Origin of the sequence: Shewanella sp. MM_2022_3, from assembly GCF_022557375.1 — a bacterium.
GTDB classification, from domain to species: domain Bacteria; phylum Pseudomonadota; class Gammaproteobacteria; order Enterobacterales; family Shewanellaceae; genus Shewanella; species Shewanella xiamenensis.
The window spans coordinates 1-19,702 of record NZ_JAKZGV010000019.1 but is presented as its reverse complement, the minus strand read 5'-3'; the positions used below and the strand labels follow the sequence as shown (position 1 = coordinate 19,702).

At 47.9% G+C, this 19,702-nt stretch carries 14 protein-coding genes and 1 riboswitch; of the genes, 4 read left to right on the top strand and 10 right to left on the bottom strand.

The annotated features are described in order from the left end of the window. Positions 1–86: 86 nt before the first annotated feature. Both aspS and MMG82_RS11660 read right to left on the bottom strand, forming a co-directional pair. On the bottom strand, positions 87–1,862 hold the full coding sequence (aspS, locus tag MMG82_RS11665; RefSeq protein ID WP_047540001.1) for an aspartate--tRNA ligase: 1,776 nt from the start codon (positions 1,860–1,862) through the stop codon (positions 87–89). Positions 1,863–2,046: 184 nt separating this feature from the next. After that, the gene (locus tag MMG82_RS11660; protein WP_140906648.1) at positions 2,047–4,860 is read right to left on the bottom strand and encodes a transporter substrate-binding domain-containing protein; all 2,814 of its coding nucleotides are present in this window, start codon (positions 4,858–4,860) and stop codon (positions 2,047–2,049) included. A gap of 150 nt (positions 4,861–5,010) precedes the next feature. Between MMG82_RS11660 and cmoA the strand changes: the two genes are divergently transcribed. From cmoA to MMG82_RS11640, 4 genes are all read left to right on the top strand, one after another. Further along, positions 5,011–5,742, top strand: coding sequence for a carboxy-S-adenosyl-L-methionine synthase CmoA (gene cmoA / locus MMG82_RS11655; RefSeq protein ID WP_037418836.1), 732 nt, complete (start codon positions 5,011–5,013; stop codon positions 5,740–5,742). Beyond that, entirely contained in the window at positions 5,739–6,731 is a 993-nt protein-coding gene (gene cmoB / locus MMG82_RS11650; RefSeq protein ID WP_037418833.1) for a tRNA 5-methoxyuridine(34)/uridine 5-oxyacetic acid(34) synthase CmoB, read from the top strand. The genes cmoA and cmoB overlap by 4 nt, the downstream gene beginning before the upstream one ends. 29 nt (positions 6,732–6,760) lie before the next feature. Then, the gene (locus MMG82_RS11645; protein ID WP_240199952.1) at positions 6,761–8,659 is read left to right on the top strand and encodes a M3 family metallopeptidase; all 1,899 of its coding nucleotides are present in this window, start codon (positions 6,761–6,763) and stop codon (positions 8,657–8,659) included. Positions 8,660–8,873: 214 nt separating this feature from the next. Further along, the gene (locus tag MMG82_RS11640) at positions 8,874–9,776 is read left to right on the top strand and encodes a LysR family transcriptional regulator (protein ID WP_037431654.1); all 903 of its coding nucleotides are present in this window, start codon (positions 8,874–8,876) and stop codon (positions 9,774–9,776) included. 171 nt (positions 9,777–9,947) lie between these two features. Here the strand turns inward: MMG82_RS11640 and MMG82_RS11635 are convergent, their stop codons facing one another. From MMG82_RS11635 to thiC, 8 genes are all read right to left on the bottom strand, one after another. Continuing rightward, positions 9,948–12,125: a putative metalloprotease CJM1_0395 family protein gene (locus MMG82_RS11635; protein WP_241406878.1), complete on the bottom strand. Its 2,178-nt coding sequence runs from the start codon at positions 12,123–12,125 to the stop codon at positions 9,948–9,950. Positions 12,126–12,127: 2 nt separating this feature from the next. Continuing rightward, a complete protein-coding gene (locus MMG82_RS11630) occupies positions 12,128–12,391 on the bottom strand; it encodes a hypothetical protein (RefSeq protein ID WP_037418823.1) in 264 nt (87 codons plus the stop codon). Between the two features lie 111 nt (positions 12,392–12,502). Further along, positions 12,503–13,618 (bottom strand): 2-iminoacetate synthase ThiH, encoded by a 1,116-nt coding sequence (thiH, locus tag MMG82_RS11625; RefSeq protein ID WP_140906650.1) that lies wholly within the window; start codon positions 13,616–13,618, stop codon positions 12,503–12,505. Then, positions 13,615–14,379, bottom strand: a complete 765-nt coding sequence (locus MMG82_RS11620; protein ID WP_140906651.1) for a thiazole synthase — start codon at positions 14,377–14,379, stop codon at positions 13,615–13,617. The genes thiH and MMG82_RS11620 overlap by 4 nt, the downstream gene beginning before the upstream one ends. Position 14,380: 1 nt before the next feature. Then, complete coding sequence (thiS, locus tag MMG82_RS11615) at positions 14,381–14,584, bottom strand: sulfur carrier protein ThiS (RefSeq protein WP_037430926.1); 204 nt, start codon at positions 14,582–14,584, stop codon at positions 14,381–14,383. Continuing rightward, a complete protein-coding gene (locus MMG82_RS11610; protein ID WP_241406877.1) occupies positions 14,581–15,519 on the bottom strand; it encodes a HesA/MoeB/ThiF family protein in 939 nt (312 codons plus the stop codon). The genes thiS and MMG82_RS11610 overlap by 4 nt, the downstream gene beginning before the upstream one ends. Continuing rightward, on the bottom strand, positions 15,516–17,213 hold the full coding sequence (gene thiE, locus MMG82_RS11605) for a thiamine phosphate synthase (protein ID WP_047539980.1): 1,698 nt from the start codon (positions 17,211–17,213) through the stop codon (positions 15,516–15,518). The genes MMG82_RS11610 and thiE overlap by 4 nt, the downstream gene beginning before the upstream one ends. 2 nt (positions 17,214–17,215) lie before the next feature. Next, entirely contained in the window at positions 17,216–19,369 is a 2,154-nt protein-coding gene (gene thiC / locus MMG82_RS11600; protein ID WP_047539977.1) for a phosphomethylpyrimidine synthase ThiC, read from the bottom strand. A 159-nt stretch (positions 19,370–19,528) separates the two neighbouring features. Further along, positions 19,529–19,627, bottom strand: a riboswitch (TPP riboswitch). Between the last annotated feature and the right edge of the window lie 75 nt (positions 19,628–19,702).

Below are 19,702 nucleotides of genomic sequence, written 5' to 3'. Positions count from 1 at the left end.
CGATAACGCAGATATTGATAAGAAATGAAATGACGGGGTAATAATAGACCGAGGCTTGCGCCTCGGTACTCGATAATCGCTAAAGATTAGTCTTCAGTCTTCGCGGCTTTCACCACGGAAATACCTAGTTCAGCTAATTGTTGTGGATTAGCAAAACCTGGCGCATTGGTTAACGGGCACGCCGCTGTGGTGGTTTTCGGGAATGCCATCACATCACGGATTGAGCTTGCGCCCGTCATCAGCATGATGATGCGGTCTAAACCAAAGGCTAAACCTGCATGTGGTGGCGTACCGTAACGTAACGCTTCGAGTAAGAAGCCGAATTTCTCTTTCGCTTCTTCGTCGGTAATGCCAAGAATGCGGAATACCGCAGACTGCATCTCTTGGTTGTGGATACGTACCGAACCACCACCTAATTCACAGCCGTTTAATACCATGTCGTAGGCATCTGACACACGGTTAGCAGGATTGGCTTCTAGCTCTTGAGGTGTCACGCCGCGCGGAGCGGTAAATGGATGGTGAACCGCGTGGAAGCTGCCGTTGATCTTCTCAAACATCGGGAAGTCAACCACCCACAGTGGACGCCATTGACCTTCAAGCAGATTAAAGTCTTCACCGGCTTTAAGACGCAGTGCACCCATAGATTCGGCAACCACGGTCGCTTGGTCTGCACCAAACAGGATAATATCGCCAGTTTGTGCGCCAGTGCGGCTGATGATTTCGTTCACAATGCTCTCATTCAAGAACTTAAGCACAGGCGATTGAATGCCTTCTAGGCCTTGAGTCAGGTCGTTTAGCTTCATCCAAGCTAAGCCCTTGGCACCGTAGATACCCACGAACTTTGTGTAATCGTCGATTTGCTTACGAGACAGGCTTGCACCGCCAGGAATACGCAGCGCCGCAACACGGCCTTCTTCATCATTGGCTGGACCTGAGAATACCGCAAACTCTACTTCTTTGAGCAAGTCAGCCACGTCCACCAGCTCTAATGGGTTACGTAAATCGGGCTTGTCTGAACCAAAACGACGCATGGCTTCGTTGTAGGTCATGCGCGGGAATTCGCCTAGATCAACGTTCAGCATCTCAAGGAACAGACCACGCATCATCTCTTCGGTTTTCGCCATCACTTGCTCTGAGCTCATGAAAGACGTTTCGATATCGATTTGAGTAAATTCTGGCTGACGATCAGCACGTAAATCTTCGTCACGGAAGCATTTTACGATTTGATAGTAACGGTCAAAGCCTGACATCATCAGCAGCTGTTTAAATAGCTGTGGTGATTGTGGCAGTGCGAAAAATTGACCTTTATATGTACGGCTCGGCACTAAATAGTCACGGGCACCTTCTGGGGTTGCCTTGGTCAGGATCGGCGTTTCAATATCTAAGAAACCGTTTGAGTCGAGGAAACGACGCACAGCACTGGTCACTTTCGCGCGGAACATTAACCGCTGTGCCATTTCTGGGCGACGTAAATCTAAATAACGATATTTTAAACGCTGTTCTTCACTGTTGTTTTGATAGTTATCTAAGCTCAGCGGCAGTGGCTCAGAACTGTTGATAATAGTTAGTGCTTTACCCAACACTTCAATTTCGCCAGTTTTCATTTGTGCGTTAACTTGGCTATCAGGACGTGCACGAACCACGCCTTTTACCTGCACACAAAACTCAGCGCGCAGTGTGCTAGCCACATTGAACACTTCAGGTAAATCTGGATCGTAAACCACTTGGACCAGACCTTCTCTGTCTCTTAAATCTAAAAAGACTACGCCACCCAAATCACGGCTACGATTAACCCAACCTACCAAGGTAACTTCTTGTCCAACGTGAGACTTATTGACGTCTCCACAATAATGACTGCGCATCTAACTCTATCCTTTATCCGGAAACCGGTGCTTTGGAAATAATCAAAACGAGATAAAAGCGGCATTATAGTCAAATAATGCCGATTACCAAAGTACTTCACTTTTAGGCGGTGAAGTATCAAACAGTTTTACGCCCTTGACTAGAGGCGAACGCACTATCTATGCATAAACGTACAAAAAAACATCAAGCCACGCGGTAGCAACGCCCACCCGCCGTTTTGGCTTGATACATTAATTGATCCGCTTTTTTTAATAATTCAATCGCCGTATCACCATCGCGGGGATAAATCACCACACCGATACTCACAGCAATTTCTACCTTTACGCCTTCAAAAGTGAAGGGCGATGAAAGCGAGTGCAGAATATTATCAGCAACTTGGGTCGCGGCATCGAGATCTTGCACACGATTTAGCAGGATAACAAACTCATCGCCGCCAAATCGAGCCACAGTATCAGAATGGCGAACGGCTTGCGTCAGTAATCCCGCCACCCGTAGAAGCAAGGCATCACCTATTGGATGCCCATGCTGATCATTGATTTGTTTGAATCCATCTAAATCAATAAACAGCAGCGCAAAATGGCTCTGATCGCGACGATGGGCTAATAGTGCCTGCGATAATCGATCATCGAGTAAGCCTCGATTAGGTAACTGGGTTAATGCATCATGGCTCGCAACGTATTGCAAACGTTTTTCTGCGGCAATACGACGAGTTATCTCACGATTTAGACGACGATTAACCACTAATACCGCGATCATCACCACCGATAAACTCAACGCTCCAAACAATAAATAGCGGATCCAACGCAAGTATTGCCCATCGTCAGTGGCAATCGCGAAATTCACCCAATGGGAATAGATTTGTTGCTGCTTTTGCTGATCGATCTGCGCTAATACTCGGTTGATTAATGGTGCCAATGGGGTAAATTGCGGGTTTATGCCAAAATGACTATGTTGGTCGGCTAAATCGCTTAAGAGTGAGATTTTAAGTAAAGGATACTGGCCCGTTTTTAACTCAGAGGCTAGCGTCACCACCTTATCAATAAACACATCGGCATTACCTTCATTTACCGCTAAAAGCCCTGAGTGCGTATCGGGTACCAACACGAGCTTCAGCGAAGGTTGTAGCATCATTAGTTGAGCGACAAGATGATAGCCTTCAACCACGGCCACTCTCTGACCTGCCAATTGTGCCAAATTAAAAACAGAGACTTGTTCAAGCTGCGATACTAGCCCCCATGGCGATGGCCAATAGGCATCACTAAAAACCACATGCTGTTGCCGCTCAGCGGTTTTAGCAATACTGCCCGCCAGTGCAATCTCTCCTGTGCGCAATGCGCGAATAAGCGACTGCCAATCATCAAACGCAACGGGTTGGATCTTAAGATGCAATTGCTGGGCGAACATATTTACGATATCACTATTAATGCCCGCGAATTGCCCTTGTTCATCGCTAAATTCCATGGGCGGCCACTGCTTAAGATAACCCAGTTTGAGTTCACCCAATTGTGAAAGATAGTTTTGTTCGCTGCTTGAGAGTTGGATACTGCGTAAGCCTGCCTGATTAAAAATACGGTCTTTAGGGTTAAGCATCCATTTTTGTTCAACATCAGCAAATTCCTGCATGCTAATGCTGTGAAATCCATTGCTGATCCGTTGAGTCAGTCCAGGATCATCGCTTCGAGTTAATACATAGATATCGGTAGGAAATTCCAGCTCAGGGTATTGATTAAAATCGGCCCATGCTTTGTTTTGCAGAAGATAATGGGTAGTCCATGCTCCCGCAGCAACAAACCCAACAATCTCCCCCGCTCTTGCACCAGCGACCATCGCATCCATACTGTCATAGTAACGCAATGACACATCCGGCAGTGCTTTGCGTAACTGGACTAAATATGGCGCCGTTGGCACAACACCAATACGTTTACCTTTTAAGCGATGTAAATCAGTTAATTGCTGTTGATACAAAAACAGTCGACTCTTTACCGTATACAAGTGCCACGCGCGAGTTAACCCCGTTTTCATGTCATCACTCTCGGGATAACCAATATGAGCATCGGCTAACCCTTGACGTACATCGTTAACACTGCCGTTCATATCGCCTGAGATAAAATCGACATCAATCCCCGTTTTAGCCGACCATAGTCGCCAAAGATCTACATAAAAACCATGGGGTAAACCATCAACACCTAAATCAACAAAAGGTTCAACTCCCAGTTGCATCGCGACTATCAGTCCCGCTTTTTGGCCGTGGTAACCCAACCAGCGACGCTCAGTTTGTTGGATAAATTTAGGGTCAAGAGCATTAAAGCCCGCCTTAATTTTATTCAGTAAGGCGGTATTGTGCTTCATCACCGCAGGCACAAATTGCATCGCTTTGATGGGGATACGTATATTGAGAGGAAAATTTGCTGCGATCGTTTGGTTAGAGGAAGGGTCGCGAAGATAACCGTCGAGCCCAGCAAACACCACTGTGTCACCCGCCGCCACACCTGCAAGTAGCTTTTCACGGCTTTCATAATATTTAAATACTAACGCAGGTTCGATACGGCGTAATTCCGCTTCATGGGAAGAACCGGACACAATTCCAATCTGGTAAGGCACCAATTCTTTAATGTTTTTTTTGCCCTGCAAGGATTTATGTAAATACAAATAGGTGCGAACATCAGCAATCGGATCGGCAAAATCAAATAGTTGTTCACGCTCCGGGGTTTTACCCATGCCAATATGCACTTGGGCGTTTCCCTGTTGTAACTGTGCGAGGGATTCATTCCAGTGTCGCGCAACAAAAACAAGTGAGGTATCGGTGCGTTTACCCCACTCCTTCCAAAGATCGACTAATAACCCCGTGGCTTCGCCCTCGTTATCCACAAATTGATAGGGAAAGCTGTCTTCCCCCATCACCACGATAAGCGAATCAGTCGGTCCTTGACTGGCATTAACTGTGTTGTTCGAAAAAACACAACACAGGATCACAATAAGCTGGAACACTAACTTCAACTGGGGTCCCTAGTACCTGATGTACAATGTAAATACTTTGTTATTTATCGCATATTAGACAGAAATTTCTGGCAAATTACTAGCCCGAGACTTGCTGCTAGTCAACGGGATTCGTTAAAATGCGGGGTTGAACTTTCGAGACATTCCCAAATGAACGCTTCCCAAGATACTATCTACGCTCAAGCGAGCGAGCACATTAGCGATTTCCAGTTTGATAGCCGTGTTGCGGGTGTCTTTAGTGACATGATCCGCCGCTCAGTGCCTGGTTACACCCAAATTATCAATACTATCGGCGATTTTGCGGATCGTTTTGTTAAACCTAATACCCAGATTTACGACTTAGGATGCTCTTTAGGTGCTGCAACATTGAGCATTCGCCGCCAGATCCAAGGCCGTGACTGCCGAATTGTTGCCGTAGACAATAGTGAGTCTATGGTGACGCGCTGCCAAGAAAACCTCAATGCCTATGTCAGTGATACTGAGGTTGAGCTGATCTGCGGTGATATTCGCGATATTCACATCGAAAACGCCTCCTTAGTGGTGCTCAACTTTACGCTACAATTTTTACCTCCCGAGGACAGAGAGTCACTTATTGCCAAGATTTATCAAGGCTTAAATCCAGGAGGGATCTTAGTACTCTCGGAAAAAATCCGCTTTGATGATGCGCCAATTCAAAGTGTACTTGAAGAACTGCATCTCGACTTTAAACGAGCCAATGGCTATAGCGAGCTCGAAATCAGTCAAAAACGTAGTGCGCTGGAAAATGTCATGAAACCAGATACCTTAAGTACGCATCAACAGCGCTTAACTCGCCAAGGGTTTAGTCACTTTAGTACATGGTTCCAATGTTTTAACTTTGCTTCTATGGTGGCCATCAAGTGATTAATTTTAGCTCCTTTTATCAACAAATCGCCGACTCAAATTTACAACATTGGCTTGAAACCTTGCCAGCAATCCTCGGTAAATGGCAAAGAGAACACAAACACGGCAACCTCCCGAAATGGGAAAAAGTGCTTAATAAACTGCACTATCCAAGCCCAGATAAAGTCGATTTTGTTGATAGTGTCACGATAGGCACGGGTGAGCAGCTCACGCCAGGCGAAAAGGAAAAACTCGAGAATTTACTGCGGCTCTTTATGCCTTGGCGTAAAGGTCCATTCCATATTCACGGCATTCATATCGACACCGAATGGCGCAGCGATTGGAAATGGGATCGGGTTAAACCGCATATTTCGCCCCTGCAAAACCGTACAGTACTCGATGTAGGTTGCGGTAGCGGCTATCACATGTGGCGTATGTTAGGGGCCGGCGCTAAGCGTGTCGTGGGTATCGACCCTTCCCCGCTGTTTTTATGCCAATTTGAAGCGGTTAAACGCTTGAGTGGTGAGAATCACCCTGTGCACCTGTTGCCACTTGGTATTGAAGAACTTCCGCCATTGGATGCCTTCGATACAGTATTCTCCATGGGCGTCTTGTATCACAGACGCTCACCCATTGATCACTTGTTGCAATTACGCGATCAGTTACGTATGGGGGGAGAATTAGTATTAGAGACGTTAGTGATTGATGGTGATGAAAACGCCGTACTCGTCCCGCAAGATAGGTATGGCAAAATGAATAACGTTTGGTTTATTCCATCCGTTGCGGCACTGATGCTCTGGCTTAAAAAATGTGATTTCACCGACATACGTTGTGTCGATACCGATATTACCGCCCTTGCCGAGCAGCGCCGAACCGATTGGATGCCAAATGAATCACTGGTTGAATATCTTGATCCTAACGATATCACTAAAACTATCGAGGGTTACCCTGCGCCAAAACGCGCAACGATTATTGCTGTGAAAAATCAACCGAATCAAGATTTGAACTAGAGCATGATACACTTAGGCATGTTAAAGCCATGTCATCCCATACCATGAGGGTCACAGCCCCGTTGCCTATGCCAAAAACATTGTTTACGGCTAGCCTGTTTGGCTGGTGTTTATTATCCTCTATTGGTGCAGCCTCTGCTGCACCAAGCCCTGTACCTCTGCTGGTGGAACAGTGTTTACGTCATCCTAATATTGACTTGACTAGCGCCTTTAGCCGCTATGCCAATACACATAATTTGCCCACTTTAATGCTCTCAGATAAAGCCTTGGTATTAGAGCAACACACCATAGGGCTTAATAACATTAATGATAGACTCAACTACTACCGAGGTTTATCTCTCTCGGGCGAAGAACGCCAAGGACTACTGCAATGTCAGTTGCGCCTTGCCGATATCCTAAACGACCTGCTGAGCCAAGCTGCATTCAACCAACTTGTCGATGAGCTCACTGATGCGGCTGATAAACATAGCAATGATGAGCATCTCACCCAAGATCAACTCTTATTCGGTGAACAATTAGTCGCATTACTACGTCAGCATCAATCCCCCCTTGATAAGGCCAAACTGCACACAGCACAAGCCACTATTCGACAAGGATTAGGCAGTCAACAATTTCATTTAGCGGTTCAAGCAACCCAATGCCAACTGCCAACTGAGGTTACTACTGCCAACACAGAAAATGTCGCCGTTGATGCAGCCGACAACGCCACAGAAACATCAAATACAACGTTTTCCGGCACGATTGTCGGTTATCTCTTAAAACAACCCGATCGCCACTGTCGGCAAATTCTGTGGCAGGCCTATCAAGGTCGTGCCCGCGAGCATAACCAACTCGCATTGCATCGTATTGCAGAATTGCGTCAACAAATGGCAAATGACGCAAACTTTATCGATTTTGCCAGTTACAGCTTGGCTGAACAGCAACTCAATTCTCCTGCGTTAGTAAAACAGTTTCTCGACAGCCAAACTGAATCAATTGGAGTCGCACCTTGGGATGTCGGCCGTAAATTATCGCAGCTAAGTAGTGCCAAACAGATTTCCTTACACACTGGCGAAGTGCTCGATAATGCTTTTGCTATTCTCGGTGAGTATGGATTGAGTTTTGAAGTGATAGATGGGCATATTGCATCAACCGCGGCTCAACGGCAGCAACAAATCATCCGGGTTTACCACCAACATCGTTTGCTTGGTGAAGTGTATCTTGACGTAAATAGTCGGCATGCCAGTGCCAGTCAACATACCCTCAGACAAAGTGTAATTGGCCAACAGTTTGGTCAACAGGCACTCGAGCTTAATCCCACACTCAACAGTGACAAAGATATTGAACGTTTTTGCAATGCGTTAGCCCAAGCTGTTGTAGCACTTGCACGGGGAAGCCATTTTTATCTAAACAATACCTTAGGCCCGAGTCTCGATTCAAATCAGTTACCAAGCCTTTGGCTAGCCAATGTATTACACGAAACACTCTTTCCAAAATATGATATTCAACATATAGCGCCAAGGGAGATACTCGCCAAGGCCTATACCAAACAACTTAATGTGTTTCGCGCTAAAGTGGCGCTTAATTTTTATCAGTCTTTAAAACAGAAAAGCTATCCCGATCTACAAGCAGAGTTCAGTAAGAGTTTTGGCGCAAATTGGGAACAACCAATTGACTATGCATATAGTTTCAATGCAATCGCTAATGAAGGCCCACGCTATTATCAATCCCTGTGGCAAACGCAATTAGCTAAATTTGTCTATTTATCCACACAAGACTGCCAAGATAAACTTGGGCTTTTTAATCTGTTGGTAGTCAATGAGGCTGCACTCACCTTAAGTGAGCAACTACACGCTACTATTGGCGATCCCGTTGATGCGGCATCGCTTATCCAGAGGATTATCGTTGTCTTAGGATCGCACGCTAACGCAAGCAATTGTGCTTTTTAGCGGCTTAACACAATGGGAACGGTGATTTGCACACACCAGCAAACAATATCCACGCGTAATCTTACCGTCAGTAATAATCATACCGCTGCACATCGCCGCGATTATCGTCTCCCAATTAAATCACCGATACTATTGAATAAACGATCATGACTCGCCACTATAGGGCTAAACCTATCGTTTTTTTAGAAAACTGTCGTTAGACATTAGGATCTCCATGACTCGCGCTAAATCCACCCTTGAGCAATGGCGTATTTTACAGGCCGTCGTCGATTATGGCGGCTATGCGCAGGCGGCAGAAAAACTCAACAAGAGCCAATCGTCTCTCAACCATGCTGTCGCCAAGTTGCAACATCAATTGGGAATTGAGCTACTCGAAGTTCGAGGCCGCAAAGCTTACCTAACACCACAGGGCGAAGTGTTACTGCGACGTTCACGCCATGTCACTCAATCTGTGAATGAATTAGAACAACTTGCTAGCAACCTAGAGCAAGGTTGGGAGCCAACGCTGACCATTGCCCGTGAAATTGTCTATCCGATGGAAAGCCTTGTATGTGCGCTAAGTGACTTTCTGCCCCATAGCCGTGGTACTCGCATTATTATGCTTGATTCAGTGATCACTGGGACGCAGGAGCTGATCCTGCAGAATAAAGTCGATATCGCCATTTGTGCAGGCATCCCACCCAAAGGCTATTTATCCGAGCCTCTATGTGAACAAGAGCTGCATCTGGTTTGCCACCCGAGCCACCCCTTAGCCGACATTGGCACCTTAGATGATGACAAACTGTTGGCACAGCATCTGCAATTAGTGATCAAAGACACGGGCGTGCAATCTAACATTGATATCGGCTGGCTCAAAGCCGAGCAGCGCTGGACAGTATCTAACTTCCATGAGGCGAAAGTTATTTTAAACCAGGGAATTGGTTTTTGTTGGATCCCATCCTTCCTTATCCAAGAAGAATTAGCCGCGGGTAAACTGGTGCGTTTACACCTGCAAGGCAGCCAGAAACGACGGATAATGCTTAGCCTTGTGATACCCAACCGCGATCACCAAGGCCCCGCCTCGAAACTGCTGGCCTCTTATATCCTAAAGCACCATGGTGTGAGCACTACCGATTGATAACGCTGAGGTTGTTTCCTCTAGCACGGAAAAATGAGCGCTTGGCAAATCGAGAGTCACTGTTATTTGATTCATGGCTAATGAACTTGCAAACAGAGCACGCTTAAGCGATTTGCCTTAATGGGCAAACGCTACTCGGTTAATATTTGCGAGAATATCGAGAATTAGAGGCTAGACATTCACATCTAAGAAACGCGGACGATGCAGTGCTAAAGTTTGAGGGTTGAACAGGCCGCGAGTGTCTTGGCGGTTTGATGAGTCAAGTGTTAATCCATTGGAAATAAGACTATTCTCCCCATAAACAGTCGAGCTAGACGCCAATGCAGAATCGTCTATTGGTTCTGCTATCTCCCCACGATGTGCATCAACACTCGACTCATTGTGCACTAGTGTTGAGTTTTGATTACTGGCTAGCGCTGCTACGGCTACCGCATCATAGAAACGAACCGCATTGCTGTCCCTTTGGTTAAGATTCAATGCACCCTTGTTGAATAAGCGAGCGGATGATTCGAGTCGCTGTGAGGAAATCTGCGGATTTTCAGCTTGGTTTGATTGCACAGAACCAACGGCCAAGGTTGCTGTTGGAGGTTCAATTGTATCGCTATTTTCAACCTCTATGGCATTTACGGCATCAGAGGTATCACTCGATGCAACCTGCGCCGCAATAGCTTGCTTAATCTTATCAATCACTTCGGTAACAGGAGCCGATGGCTCGTCTTGGGGGACCGTGATATTACCATCGGCATCAACCTTACCCGTGACTTGAATTTGACGTTCTTTGAGCGGTGGCAAGTTTTCAAGTTGCGCCTCGGCACCTACTAAGGTTTCCGTTGTGGACTGGTCAACAATCTGCTGTTGACGTTCTTCAGCAAGTTTAGCCTTGGCCTCATTCATTTTCTGCAGTGCTTGCGCCGCCACGCGAATATCGGCAGAAGATGGGTCAACTGGCGCCATCGCAGCCGCATAGACTTGCTTCATTTTATTGATGGTCGCCAGAGGATCGCCTGGTACTGTCGACACATCGATTTGTACTTCACCGTCGGTGGCATAGCGTTGGCCATCAGCTCCTTTTTCATATTTAAAACTAGGGCTTTGGGCATATTGACCACCCACGCTGGCATGAGCGTGCTCGTGAGCTTTGACTTCTGTGTCCCTTGCTTTTAATTCGTCAATTTGGGCTTTTTGTTGCTCTATCGCCTTTTCTTGTGTCTGTTTGACTTGCTCTTTCGCTAAGTCTTGCTGGCGAGTTTGTTCGCCCTGTGTCTGCTGAGCTTGTTGGCTATTATCGGCTTTAGCAAAGGCTTCGGCTAATGCTTGTTGTTTTTGCTCCTGCTCTTGTATAGCCTTTTCCCTTGCTTGCTTAGCTTGCTCATCACGAACTTGTTCAGCTTGATTTTGCTGAATGTGAGAAAGTTCGCCTGCTACCGATTCACTCCCAACTGGTTCCTTGGTCGCATCAGGTTGGCCAAAGATATGACTAAACTGCTCACTCAAACTGTTTGCCTGAGGCGAGGTTTTATCACCAACATTGGCCACCACCGAATCGCGGGTCCCCGAAGTAGTACCCACGACATCAGCCCCTGCAAACTCAGTAGCAAAAGGATTAATTGCAGTACTAGTGGCCTTTTGTTGTCCCAATGGTGCGACACTCGTTGTGATGGGATCTGAAGTCGGGAATATATTGGTGAAATCCGAATTTGACGAAGTAATACTACCGATATCGCTTTCAGTTGAGTAAGCGGTTGTGCTTGGCGCCAAAGAAACCAGAGGATTAACGGCACCATTCAAGGCTGAAAGCCCCATATCCGGAGCACTCAACACTGACACGGCTGTCTGAGAGGCAGCAATTTGCCCACCTCTCATTCCACCTATGGAACGAGGTCCTGTGAGTAAACTAAAACTTTTATTAGTTGAAAACTGTGAAGTCGAATCTATCAGTTTTGGAGCAGAGGGGTTTGAATATAATTGAGCAGAAGCGTTTACGCCTAAATCTACAATAGCTTTCTGTATCGCACTCGCATCAACATTATTCGCGCTAGCAGAAAGGCTCGCATAACTCGATTTAGCGCCTGCCAATAACTCAGGCTGAGTCCCAGTGAAAGGCAAAGTTTGGTTGGACGCAGCAGTAAAGCTACTTAAAGACGGTTCAAGTGCCCCACTCACTTCGGATTTTGGTGCATGCAGGCTAGCCGTTGAAGCGCTATGGTTAGCAACCGTCTGACTATTGTCACCTTGATAAACCAGTCCACTTTGAGGTCTTGCTCCTTTTAGCGGCTCAATGGGCTTATCAGCACTCAAAAACGAATTGGATGGCGCGCCAACCTGGGATGACAGCGCCATGACCGACATAGTTACACCTTGATGTTAATAATCGAACCTATAGTTTCAGATTCTCTCTCGAGTACCTCAGTCGATGCTTCGCCTTGTCGCAATGATGAATTGGCAGCAACTAATGCTGAAGTTTTATCGGTTTCATCTACCGCCTTGGCGGTTTCTGTGGGTGCAGCGCTTTGCGAAGGACTCGGTTTAGCCACATCAATCGTAGCCTGTGTTAATCCTGATTGAGCCGTTTGCAAGCCTTGCAGACCGGAAGCATAAGCAGATTGGATTTGCATAAAGGGATTCCTGCATCTGGTGAACACTAGGTTAATTATTGACCAAACCTACCTTGATGTACAGATTTATCCCTCTTATGGACAGCTTTTTTGCTCATTTTCAGCTCCTTTTTAACAGGCTATCCAAGCCGATTCCCAATCCTTAAAGACGGGGTTAAATCCCTTGAGCCGCATTTGACTGATGACCTGCTCAACAGTTCGCTCATCGCTGATCTCAAACTGATCGAGCTGACTATCAGGTGCTTGGTAACCTCCGGGCTGAGTTGAACTGCCCGCACTCATTTGCGTTATCCCAAGAGGCAGTAAATTGTCCCGAAGCGATGGTGCCTCGCGGGTCGATAAACTGATATCAAGTTGTTGATTAAAAAGTCTAAAGGCACAGATCATTTGCACCAGTCCAAGATCGGTTAAATGCACTTTTGGTGTTATGCCACCAGTACAAGGCCGCAAACGTGGTAGAGAAATACTAAAACGAGTACGCCAGTAATGTCGTTCTAAATAGTCCAAATGGTGGCCCATCAGTAAGGCATCGAGCCGCCAGTCATCTAATCCTAGTAACACACCGAGGCCTATCTTATCGATACCCGCACGGGCAACGCGATCGGGCGTGGCAAGCCGATAGGCGAAGTCCTGTTTTTTGCCTCGGGTGTGATGTTTAGCATAAGTCGCGGCTTGGTAGGTTTCTTGATACACCATCACAGCATCCAGCCCTTGCTCAACAAGCTGGCGATAATCAATCTCCTCAAGCGGCTGCACCTCCATAGCCACATAACTAAACTGCTGTTTTACCAACGGTAAAACCCGCTGAAAGTAATCCATTCCAACCTTAGTTTCATGCTCTCCCGACACTAGCAAGATAGAATCAAAGCCGCGGGATTTTATAATCGCCATTTCGGCAGCAAGTTCCTGCTCATTGAGCACTTTACGCTTGAGCTTATTGCTCATGCTAAAACCACAGTAATCACATTCGTTAGCGCAAAGATTGGACAAGTACAGTGGTAAGTACAATCCGATATTGGCCCCAAAGCGTTGCCGAGTGAGCGCTGCCGAGCGCTGTGCCATCTCTTCGATATAGGGCTCGGCCGCAGGAGACAGCAAGGCGAGTAAACTCCGTAGGTTACCCTCGGGTTGCATCAGGGCACGCTCAACCTCCACCGCCGTGCAGGAATATAACGCCAGCAATAACTTATCCCGTTCAATACGGGTAAATTGATCGACAAAACTCATTGCTGCAAAAATCCCGTTAATGGGCTGGTATGCACAGCCTGGGTTTGCACCCGGCCAAGCCCAGCTTCAAAGGCGCGTCGCCCGCAATCTACCGCATCCTTAAAGCACAACGCCATTTCAATGGGAGATGCGCTGCTGGCAATGGCGGTATTAACCAGCACGGCATCGGCACCTAACTCCATCGCGTGCGCTGCATGGGATGGCGCGCCAATTCCCGCATCAATCACCACCGGCACCCTTGCTTGCTCGATAATCATCTTGATGAAAGGCTCCGTCACCAGCCCCTGATTGGTGCCAATTGGGCTTGCCAGTGGCATCACAGCGGCGCAGCCAACATCCTCTAAACGCCGGCACAGCACGGGATCGGCATGCACGTAGGGCATCACAATAAAGCCACGTTCACAGAGGATTTTGGCTGCGGCTAACGTCTCGACTGCATCGGGCATCAGGTATTTGGGATCGGGATGAATTTCAAGTTTAACCCATTGTGTTCCCAGCATTTCCTGCGCTAATTCCGCGGCGAATATCGCTTCCTTAGCATTACGCGCGCCCGAGGTATTAGGCAAGAGTCGCACGCCCGCTTGCCTAAGTGGCGATAGCAAATCATCGGCCCCAGTTTTTAAATCAATTCTTTTCATTGCAACGGTCACCAACTGCGACTGAGACGCCTTAATTGACTCCAGCATCAGCTGACTTGAGCTGAATTTTCCCGTGCCCGTAAATAATCGTGACTCAAATTCCACACCTGCAATCGTTAACATCTTAACCTCCCGCGACCACGGCAAATACATCAATCTTATCCTCATGGTGGCATAGGATAGATGACCATCGGTGTTTTGGCACAACGGCCTCGTTAAGCACTAAGGCAACCGAGTGTTGGCAAATATTTTGTGCTTCTAACAAGGCTTGTAAACTGAGCGGTTGTTGAAGTGTTTGGGGCACATTATTGAGATGAATTAAAATCATAACAAACCTCGATTAGAGACAGATTTGAATGAAGCAGCTGTGGTTGATTGCATTAATGCACTCGGCTTTAATCCGCACACCTTGCACTCGGGATCACGGGTTAATGCGGCCGAATGCCATTGGAGTAACTTGGCATCGAAACGCCAAAATCGGCCAAGTAGCGCTCTCGTGGAGGTGACTGGGTGACTTGTCTCTTCGAAAGACTGATTACCCGTTTGTTTTGTTGTAGAAGTTGGCGGCGTGGCTAAGAGCAACAATTGCATCGCTAGCAGCGCCTGCATCGATGCCATCACGCCGACACTGGGGCCGAGCACTCCTTGACTGCTACAGTTTTGTGGCGCGCGAGTATTCGAGGGGAAGATACAGTGATAACAGCCGCCTGCGGGAAATCGCCGCTGCTCAACCGCAAACAATTGGCCGTTAAAGGCAGCAATCGAGGCGCTCACCAAAGGCAAGGCATGCTCAATACACAACCGATTGATACAATGGCGCGCAGTAAGGTTATCAGTACAATCAAGCACTAACCTCGTCTCTTCACCATGGGTTAACAGACCAGAAAATACAGTGTTCGCAGACTCGAGAGTCAAATGCTCGGCAAAGGCATCAATCTCACAACCGTGCGCCAACACGGCTAATTTCTGTTTAGCAATGAGGGCTTTGTGATGGTCAATATCGTCGTCATTAAAGAGTAATTGCCTTGGCAGATTGGACAATTCCACCCTATCACCGTCGACAAGCGTTAAGCGCCCAACACCGGCGCAGGCTAAATACTGCGCAGCCAATTGCCCAAGGCCGCCTAAGCCTACGATAAGGACATGAGCCTGTTTAAGCTGCAACTGGCCAGTCTCGCCGACCTCAGGTAAAAATATTTGCCGCGAATAACGAATAAAGTCTTTATCGGCAAGGGATTGCGCCTGCTCTTGTGTCATGCTCATAAGCTTGACTCCCAAGCTCGCGTCAATTCGGCAAAGGCCATTATTGGATCGCTTGATTCGGTAATCGCCCGCACCACGGCAATATTGTTCACCCCAGAGGCTTTGACTTGGGCAAGATTCGAAGGCCCGATGCCGCCAATTGCCACTAAGGGATAATGCGCTTTTAACAGTTCAACATAATGCGCTAACTTGAATAACCCTTGTGGCACCGATGGCATTTGCTTGGTCGTCGTCGGGAAAATATGCCCAAGGGCGATGTAAGATGGCGCATGTTGATGGGCACGCAGCAACTCGAAATAACCGTGGCTAGAGATGCCAAGCGCCAATCCCGCGCCATGAATGGCGTTTAGATCCGTCACCGCCAGATCTTCTTGTCCAAGATGTACCCCAAATGCGCCATGCTTTATCGCTAACTGCCAATGATCATTGATAAAAAGCTGCGCATCATAGTGTTTACCTAAGGCAATCGCGGTTTGGATTTGTGCCTCAAGTTCGTCCGACGCCAGCACATTAGACTTTAGCGCATTAGACTTTATCCTGAGCTGTACCGTCTTCACGCCCCCCGCCAATAATTGTTCGAGTAACAGTAAGTTATCGACAACGGGATAAATCCCTAAGTCAGGATCAAGGCGCTTAAACGCGCCGCATTGCAAATCACTGGATTCATTCAAGCTATTTTTAGTGTAAGAAGTGACGTAAGGATACGCCATTAAGCTGTGCGGCCATGCGGTACGCGCGAGTGGTCCGGGGCCTTGGCCAATCCCGACTGCATAAGTTAAGCCTTGATTGACATAGGCTTTTGCTACCACAACCGCATCCTGCAATACAAAGCCAAAAGCTAGCACCGAGGCGATGGCTGAAGACAGAGTACAACCACTGCCGTGGTTATGGCGCGTGTTTATCCGCGCACTACTGAGCCAAAAACCACCATTCTCGTCAAGCGGTGAGCAGCCAGTAACCTGATGACAAATCAACAAATCCTCCGCCAAACGCTGATTCTCTGTAGCGATGCGATGACTTGTGATATCGCTTTTTTGATCGCTTAAGACATCACTGGTGTTAATGCCAGCACTTGCCTGAGCCGCAAAATCAATATCGCCGCCCTTGGCTAATACGCTGCAAGCTAATTGCGCAGAGAGTTGCATTGCCGCAGCGGCGAATTCTGCTTTTGTATGAATGGCTGAAGCTCGTTTGTCTGTGGCGACAGTAAGCCTTGCCAACTCCTGCACATTCGGCGTTATCAGGCTAATCAAGCCCTTAAAGGGTGCAAAATCCAGAGGTTTACTCGCCGTGCTCTTATCGCCGAGTTCGTCTCCACAGCTTGCAACCATCACAGGGTCGAGAATAACGGGGACGAGTGGAAATTGGGTTTTAAAACCAGCCAACCAATCGGCTACTAAGTGCACTTGTTGCTGATTTGCGAGTAAACCAATCTTAATCGCCTGAGGCGGTAGATCGGCTAACAGGGTCGAGAGCTGTGTGAGTAACATTGCCTCACTCACAGGCTCAACTAACGCCACCGCTACTGAACTTTGGGCCGTTAGCGTGGTGATCACGCTGCATCCATGGCCGCCCAAATCCTTGATGGTGGCTAAGTCGGCTTGGATCCCCGCGCCGCCACCGCTGTCTGAACCGGCAATGGTCCAGACGATAGGTTTAGGCGCCACCTGGCTAATATGTTTCGCAGGGGTCATTATCAAACCTCCGCAACCTGTGCTGTTGGTTTGAGCTCACTCCCATCCTGATACTTGCCCGATTCATTGGCAGTTTTAGCTGTATTAGCCTCGCCCATCGGTAGATACAACTTGGCACCCGAAGCCGCAAACTCTGCCGATTTTTGCGCCATGGCGGCGGTTAACTCTTCTTGGGTTTTGACAGCGATATGGCTTAATTTAGAATCTCCCGTTTTCACCTGCTGAATGGAACTTAATGGCGCAAGCGCACCGTCAGTCTCAGCAGCAAAGCTTTGTGCCTTTGCATCCGCTTCAAGGCTTGCCGCATAGTCGCGCACATCTTGGGTGATCTTCATTGAGCAGAACTTAGGGCCACACATAGAGCAAAAATGCGCAACCTTGGCCGACTCCTGTGGCAGGGATTCATCGTGATAGGCTCGGGCGGTCTCAGGGTCAAGTCCGAGGTTATATTGATCTTCCCAGCGGAATTCGAATCGCGCCTTAGATAACGCATTGTCGCGGATCTGAGCGCCCGGGTGGCCTTTGGCAATATCGGCCGCATGGGCGGCAATCTTGTAGGCAATCAGCCCTTGTTTGACGTCCTGCTTATTGGGTAAACCTAAGTGCTCTTTCGGCGTCACATAGCAGAGCATGGCGCAGCCATACCATGCGATCATAGCCGCACCGATCCCTGAGGTGAAATGATCGTAACCCGGCGCAATATCGGTAATTTGCGGCCCTAGGGTATAAAACGGCGCCTCGGCGCAGTGGATAAGCTGCTTATCCATATTCTCCTTGATGAGCTGCATCGGGATATGCCCAGGCCCTTCGATAATGGTCTGCACATCGTATTCCCAGGCGATTTTGACTAGCTCACCTAAGGTTTCAAGCTCGGCGAACTGCGCCTCATCATTGGCATCGGCAATGGAGCCAGGTCGCATACCGTCGCCTAATGACAGCGATACATCGTAGGCGACACATAGCTCGCAAATCTCACGAAAATGGGTATAGAGGAAGTTTTCTTGATGGTGGCTCAAGCACCATTTGGCCATGATTGAGCCGCCGCGGGACACAATCCCTGTCACCCGTTTAGCGGTCATAGGCACATAGCGCAATAACACGCCCGCATGGATGGTAAAGTAATCGACGCCCTGCTCCGCTTGCTCAATCAAAGTATCGCGAAACACTTCCCAGGTCAGGTGTTCAGCAACACCATTCACTTTTTCCAGTGCTTGATAAATCGGCACTGTGCCAATCGGCACTGGCGAGTTACGGATAATCCATTCACGGGTTTCATGGATATAGCGGCCAGTGGACAAGTCCATCACAGTGTCCGCGCCCCAACGGGTTGACCAAACAAGCTTTTCCACTTCCTCCTCGATGGAAGACGTGACCGCCGAGTTACCGATATTGGCGTTCACTTTGACTAAAAAGTTACGGCCAATAATCATAGGCTCAGCTTCGGGATGATTGATATTTAACGGAATAATGGCGCGTCCACGGGCAATTTCGTCGCGGACAAACTCAGGGGTAATTGGTTTACCTATTACGGCACCAAAGGATTCACCATGGCCGCGGCGGTTTAAGATTTCATCTTGCACCTGGGCGAGCGCCATATTTTCCCGAATCGCCACATATTCCATTTCAGGGGTAATAATCCCTTGGCGGGCATAGTGTAGTTGGCTCACGCGTTTACCAGGTAAGGCACGGCGAGGACGAACAATCGCACTTGAGCCTGCTTCGAAACGCAGATGATCGAGCCCATCATCCTTTAGGCGTTGCTGGGTAAAATCTGAGGTCGCGCAATCGAGTACTTCGGTATCTTGGCGCTCGATAATCCACGGTAATCTGAGTTTGGCTAGTCCTTGGCGCACGTTAATTTGCGCAGCCAGATCGGAATACAGGCCAGCGCAGTCGTACACCGGAATGGGAGGATTTTTCTCAACGTTGGCCGCGATCGCCGTGCCGCCAATCCGCGTATCGGTTTGCAGAATTTGCCGCATCCCCACACGTAAATCCGCACGGCTTCCCTGCAAATAAAGTTTTTGCGAATTAGGATGTTGTAATGGTTTAAGGGTATCGATAAAGGCTTGCGCCTCGGCGCGCGCCACACGGCGGTTCGTTTGCCCATGAGTGTTCACGGCAAGTGATTCTGAGGACGATTCTAAACTGGACATAAGCAATCTCACTTTAACAAATAAAAATGGGGTTGCTTGTCTGGAGACTTGAGTGTTGAGAGCTGAGCCTTGTAAACCGTAAGTGGATTTACTGACTCAATAACGACTAAATCGATGGGTTAATACAGGGCAAAAGCTGGCCGCTGATACGATTTAATGGAAGTTATTATGCTTGTTTCCTTCGCAGGTTTTAACCTGATCAGGTTCAACGGATCCCGAATAAACGGTCTCAGCCAAGAGGCACTCCGACAAGATGGGCAAAAGTATAGGCAGAAGCGCTGCGAACAAACAAGCGTAATTTCAGAATAAAAATTAAATTATCAATCAAAATTA

Bases quoted from the DNA above. Each gene is read 5' to 3' on its own strand.
- aspS (WP_047540001.1), bottom strand. From the start codon at position 1,862: ATGCGCAGTCATTATTGTGGAGACGTCAATAAGTCTCACGTTGGACAA.
- cmoA (WP_037418836.1), top strand. From the start codon at position 5,011: ATGAACGCTTCCCAAGATACTATCTACGCTCAAGCGAGCGAGCACATT.
- MMG82_RS11645 (WP_240199952.1), top strand. From the start codon at position 6,761: ATGTCATCCCATACCATGAGGGTCACAGCCCCGTTGCCTATGCCAAAA.
- MMG82_RS11640 (WP_037431654.1), top strand. From the start codon at position 8,874: ATGACTCGCGCTAAATCCACCCTTGAGCAATGGCGTATTTTACAGGCC.
- MMG82_RS11635 (WP_241406878.1), bottom strand. From the start codon at position 12,125: ATGTCGGTCATGGCGCTGTCATCCCAGGTTGGCGCGCCATCCAATTCG.
- MMG82_RS11630 (WP_037418823.1), bottom strand. From the start codon at position 12,391: ATGCAAATCCAATCTGCTTATGCTTCCGGTCTGCAAGGCTTGCAAACG.
- thiH (WP_140906650.1), bottom strand. From the start codon at position 13,618: ATGAGTTTTGTCGATCAATTTACCCGTATTGAACGGGATAAGTTATTG.
- MMG82_RS11620 (WP_140906651.1), bottom strand. From the start codon at position 14,379: ATGTTAACGATTGCAGGTGTGGAATTTGAGTCACGATTATTTACGGGC.
- thiS (WP_037430926.1), bottom strand. From the start codon at position 14,584: ATGATTTTAATTCATCTCAATAATGTGCCCCAAACACTTCAACAACCG.
- MMG82_RS11610 (WP_241406877.1), bottom strand. From the start codon at position 15,519: ATGAGCATGACACAAGAGCAGGCGCAATCCCTTGCCGATAAAGACTTT.
- thiE (WP_047539980.1), bottom strand. From the start codon at position 17,213: ATGACCCCTGCGAAACATATTAGCCAGGTGGCGCCTAAACCTATCGTC.
- thiC (WP_047539977.1), bottom strand. From the start codon at position 19,369: ATGTCCAGTTTAGAATCGTCCTCAGAATCACTTGCCGTGAACACTCAT.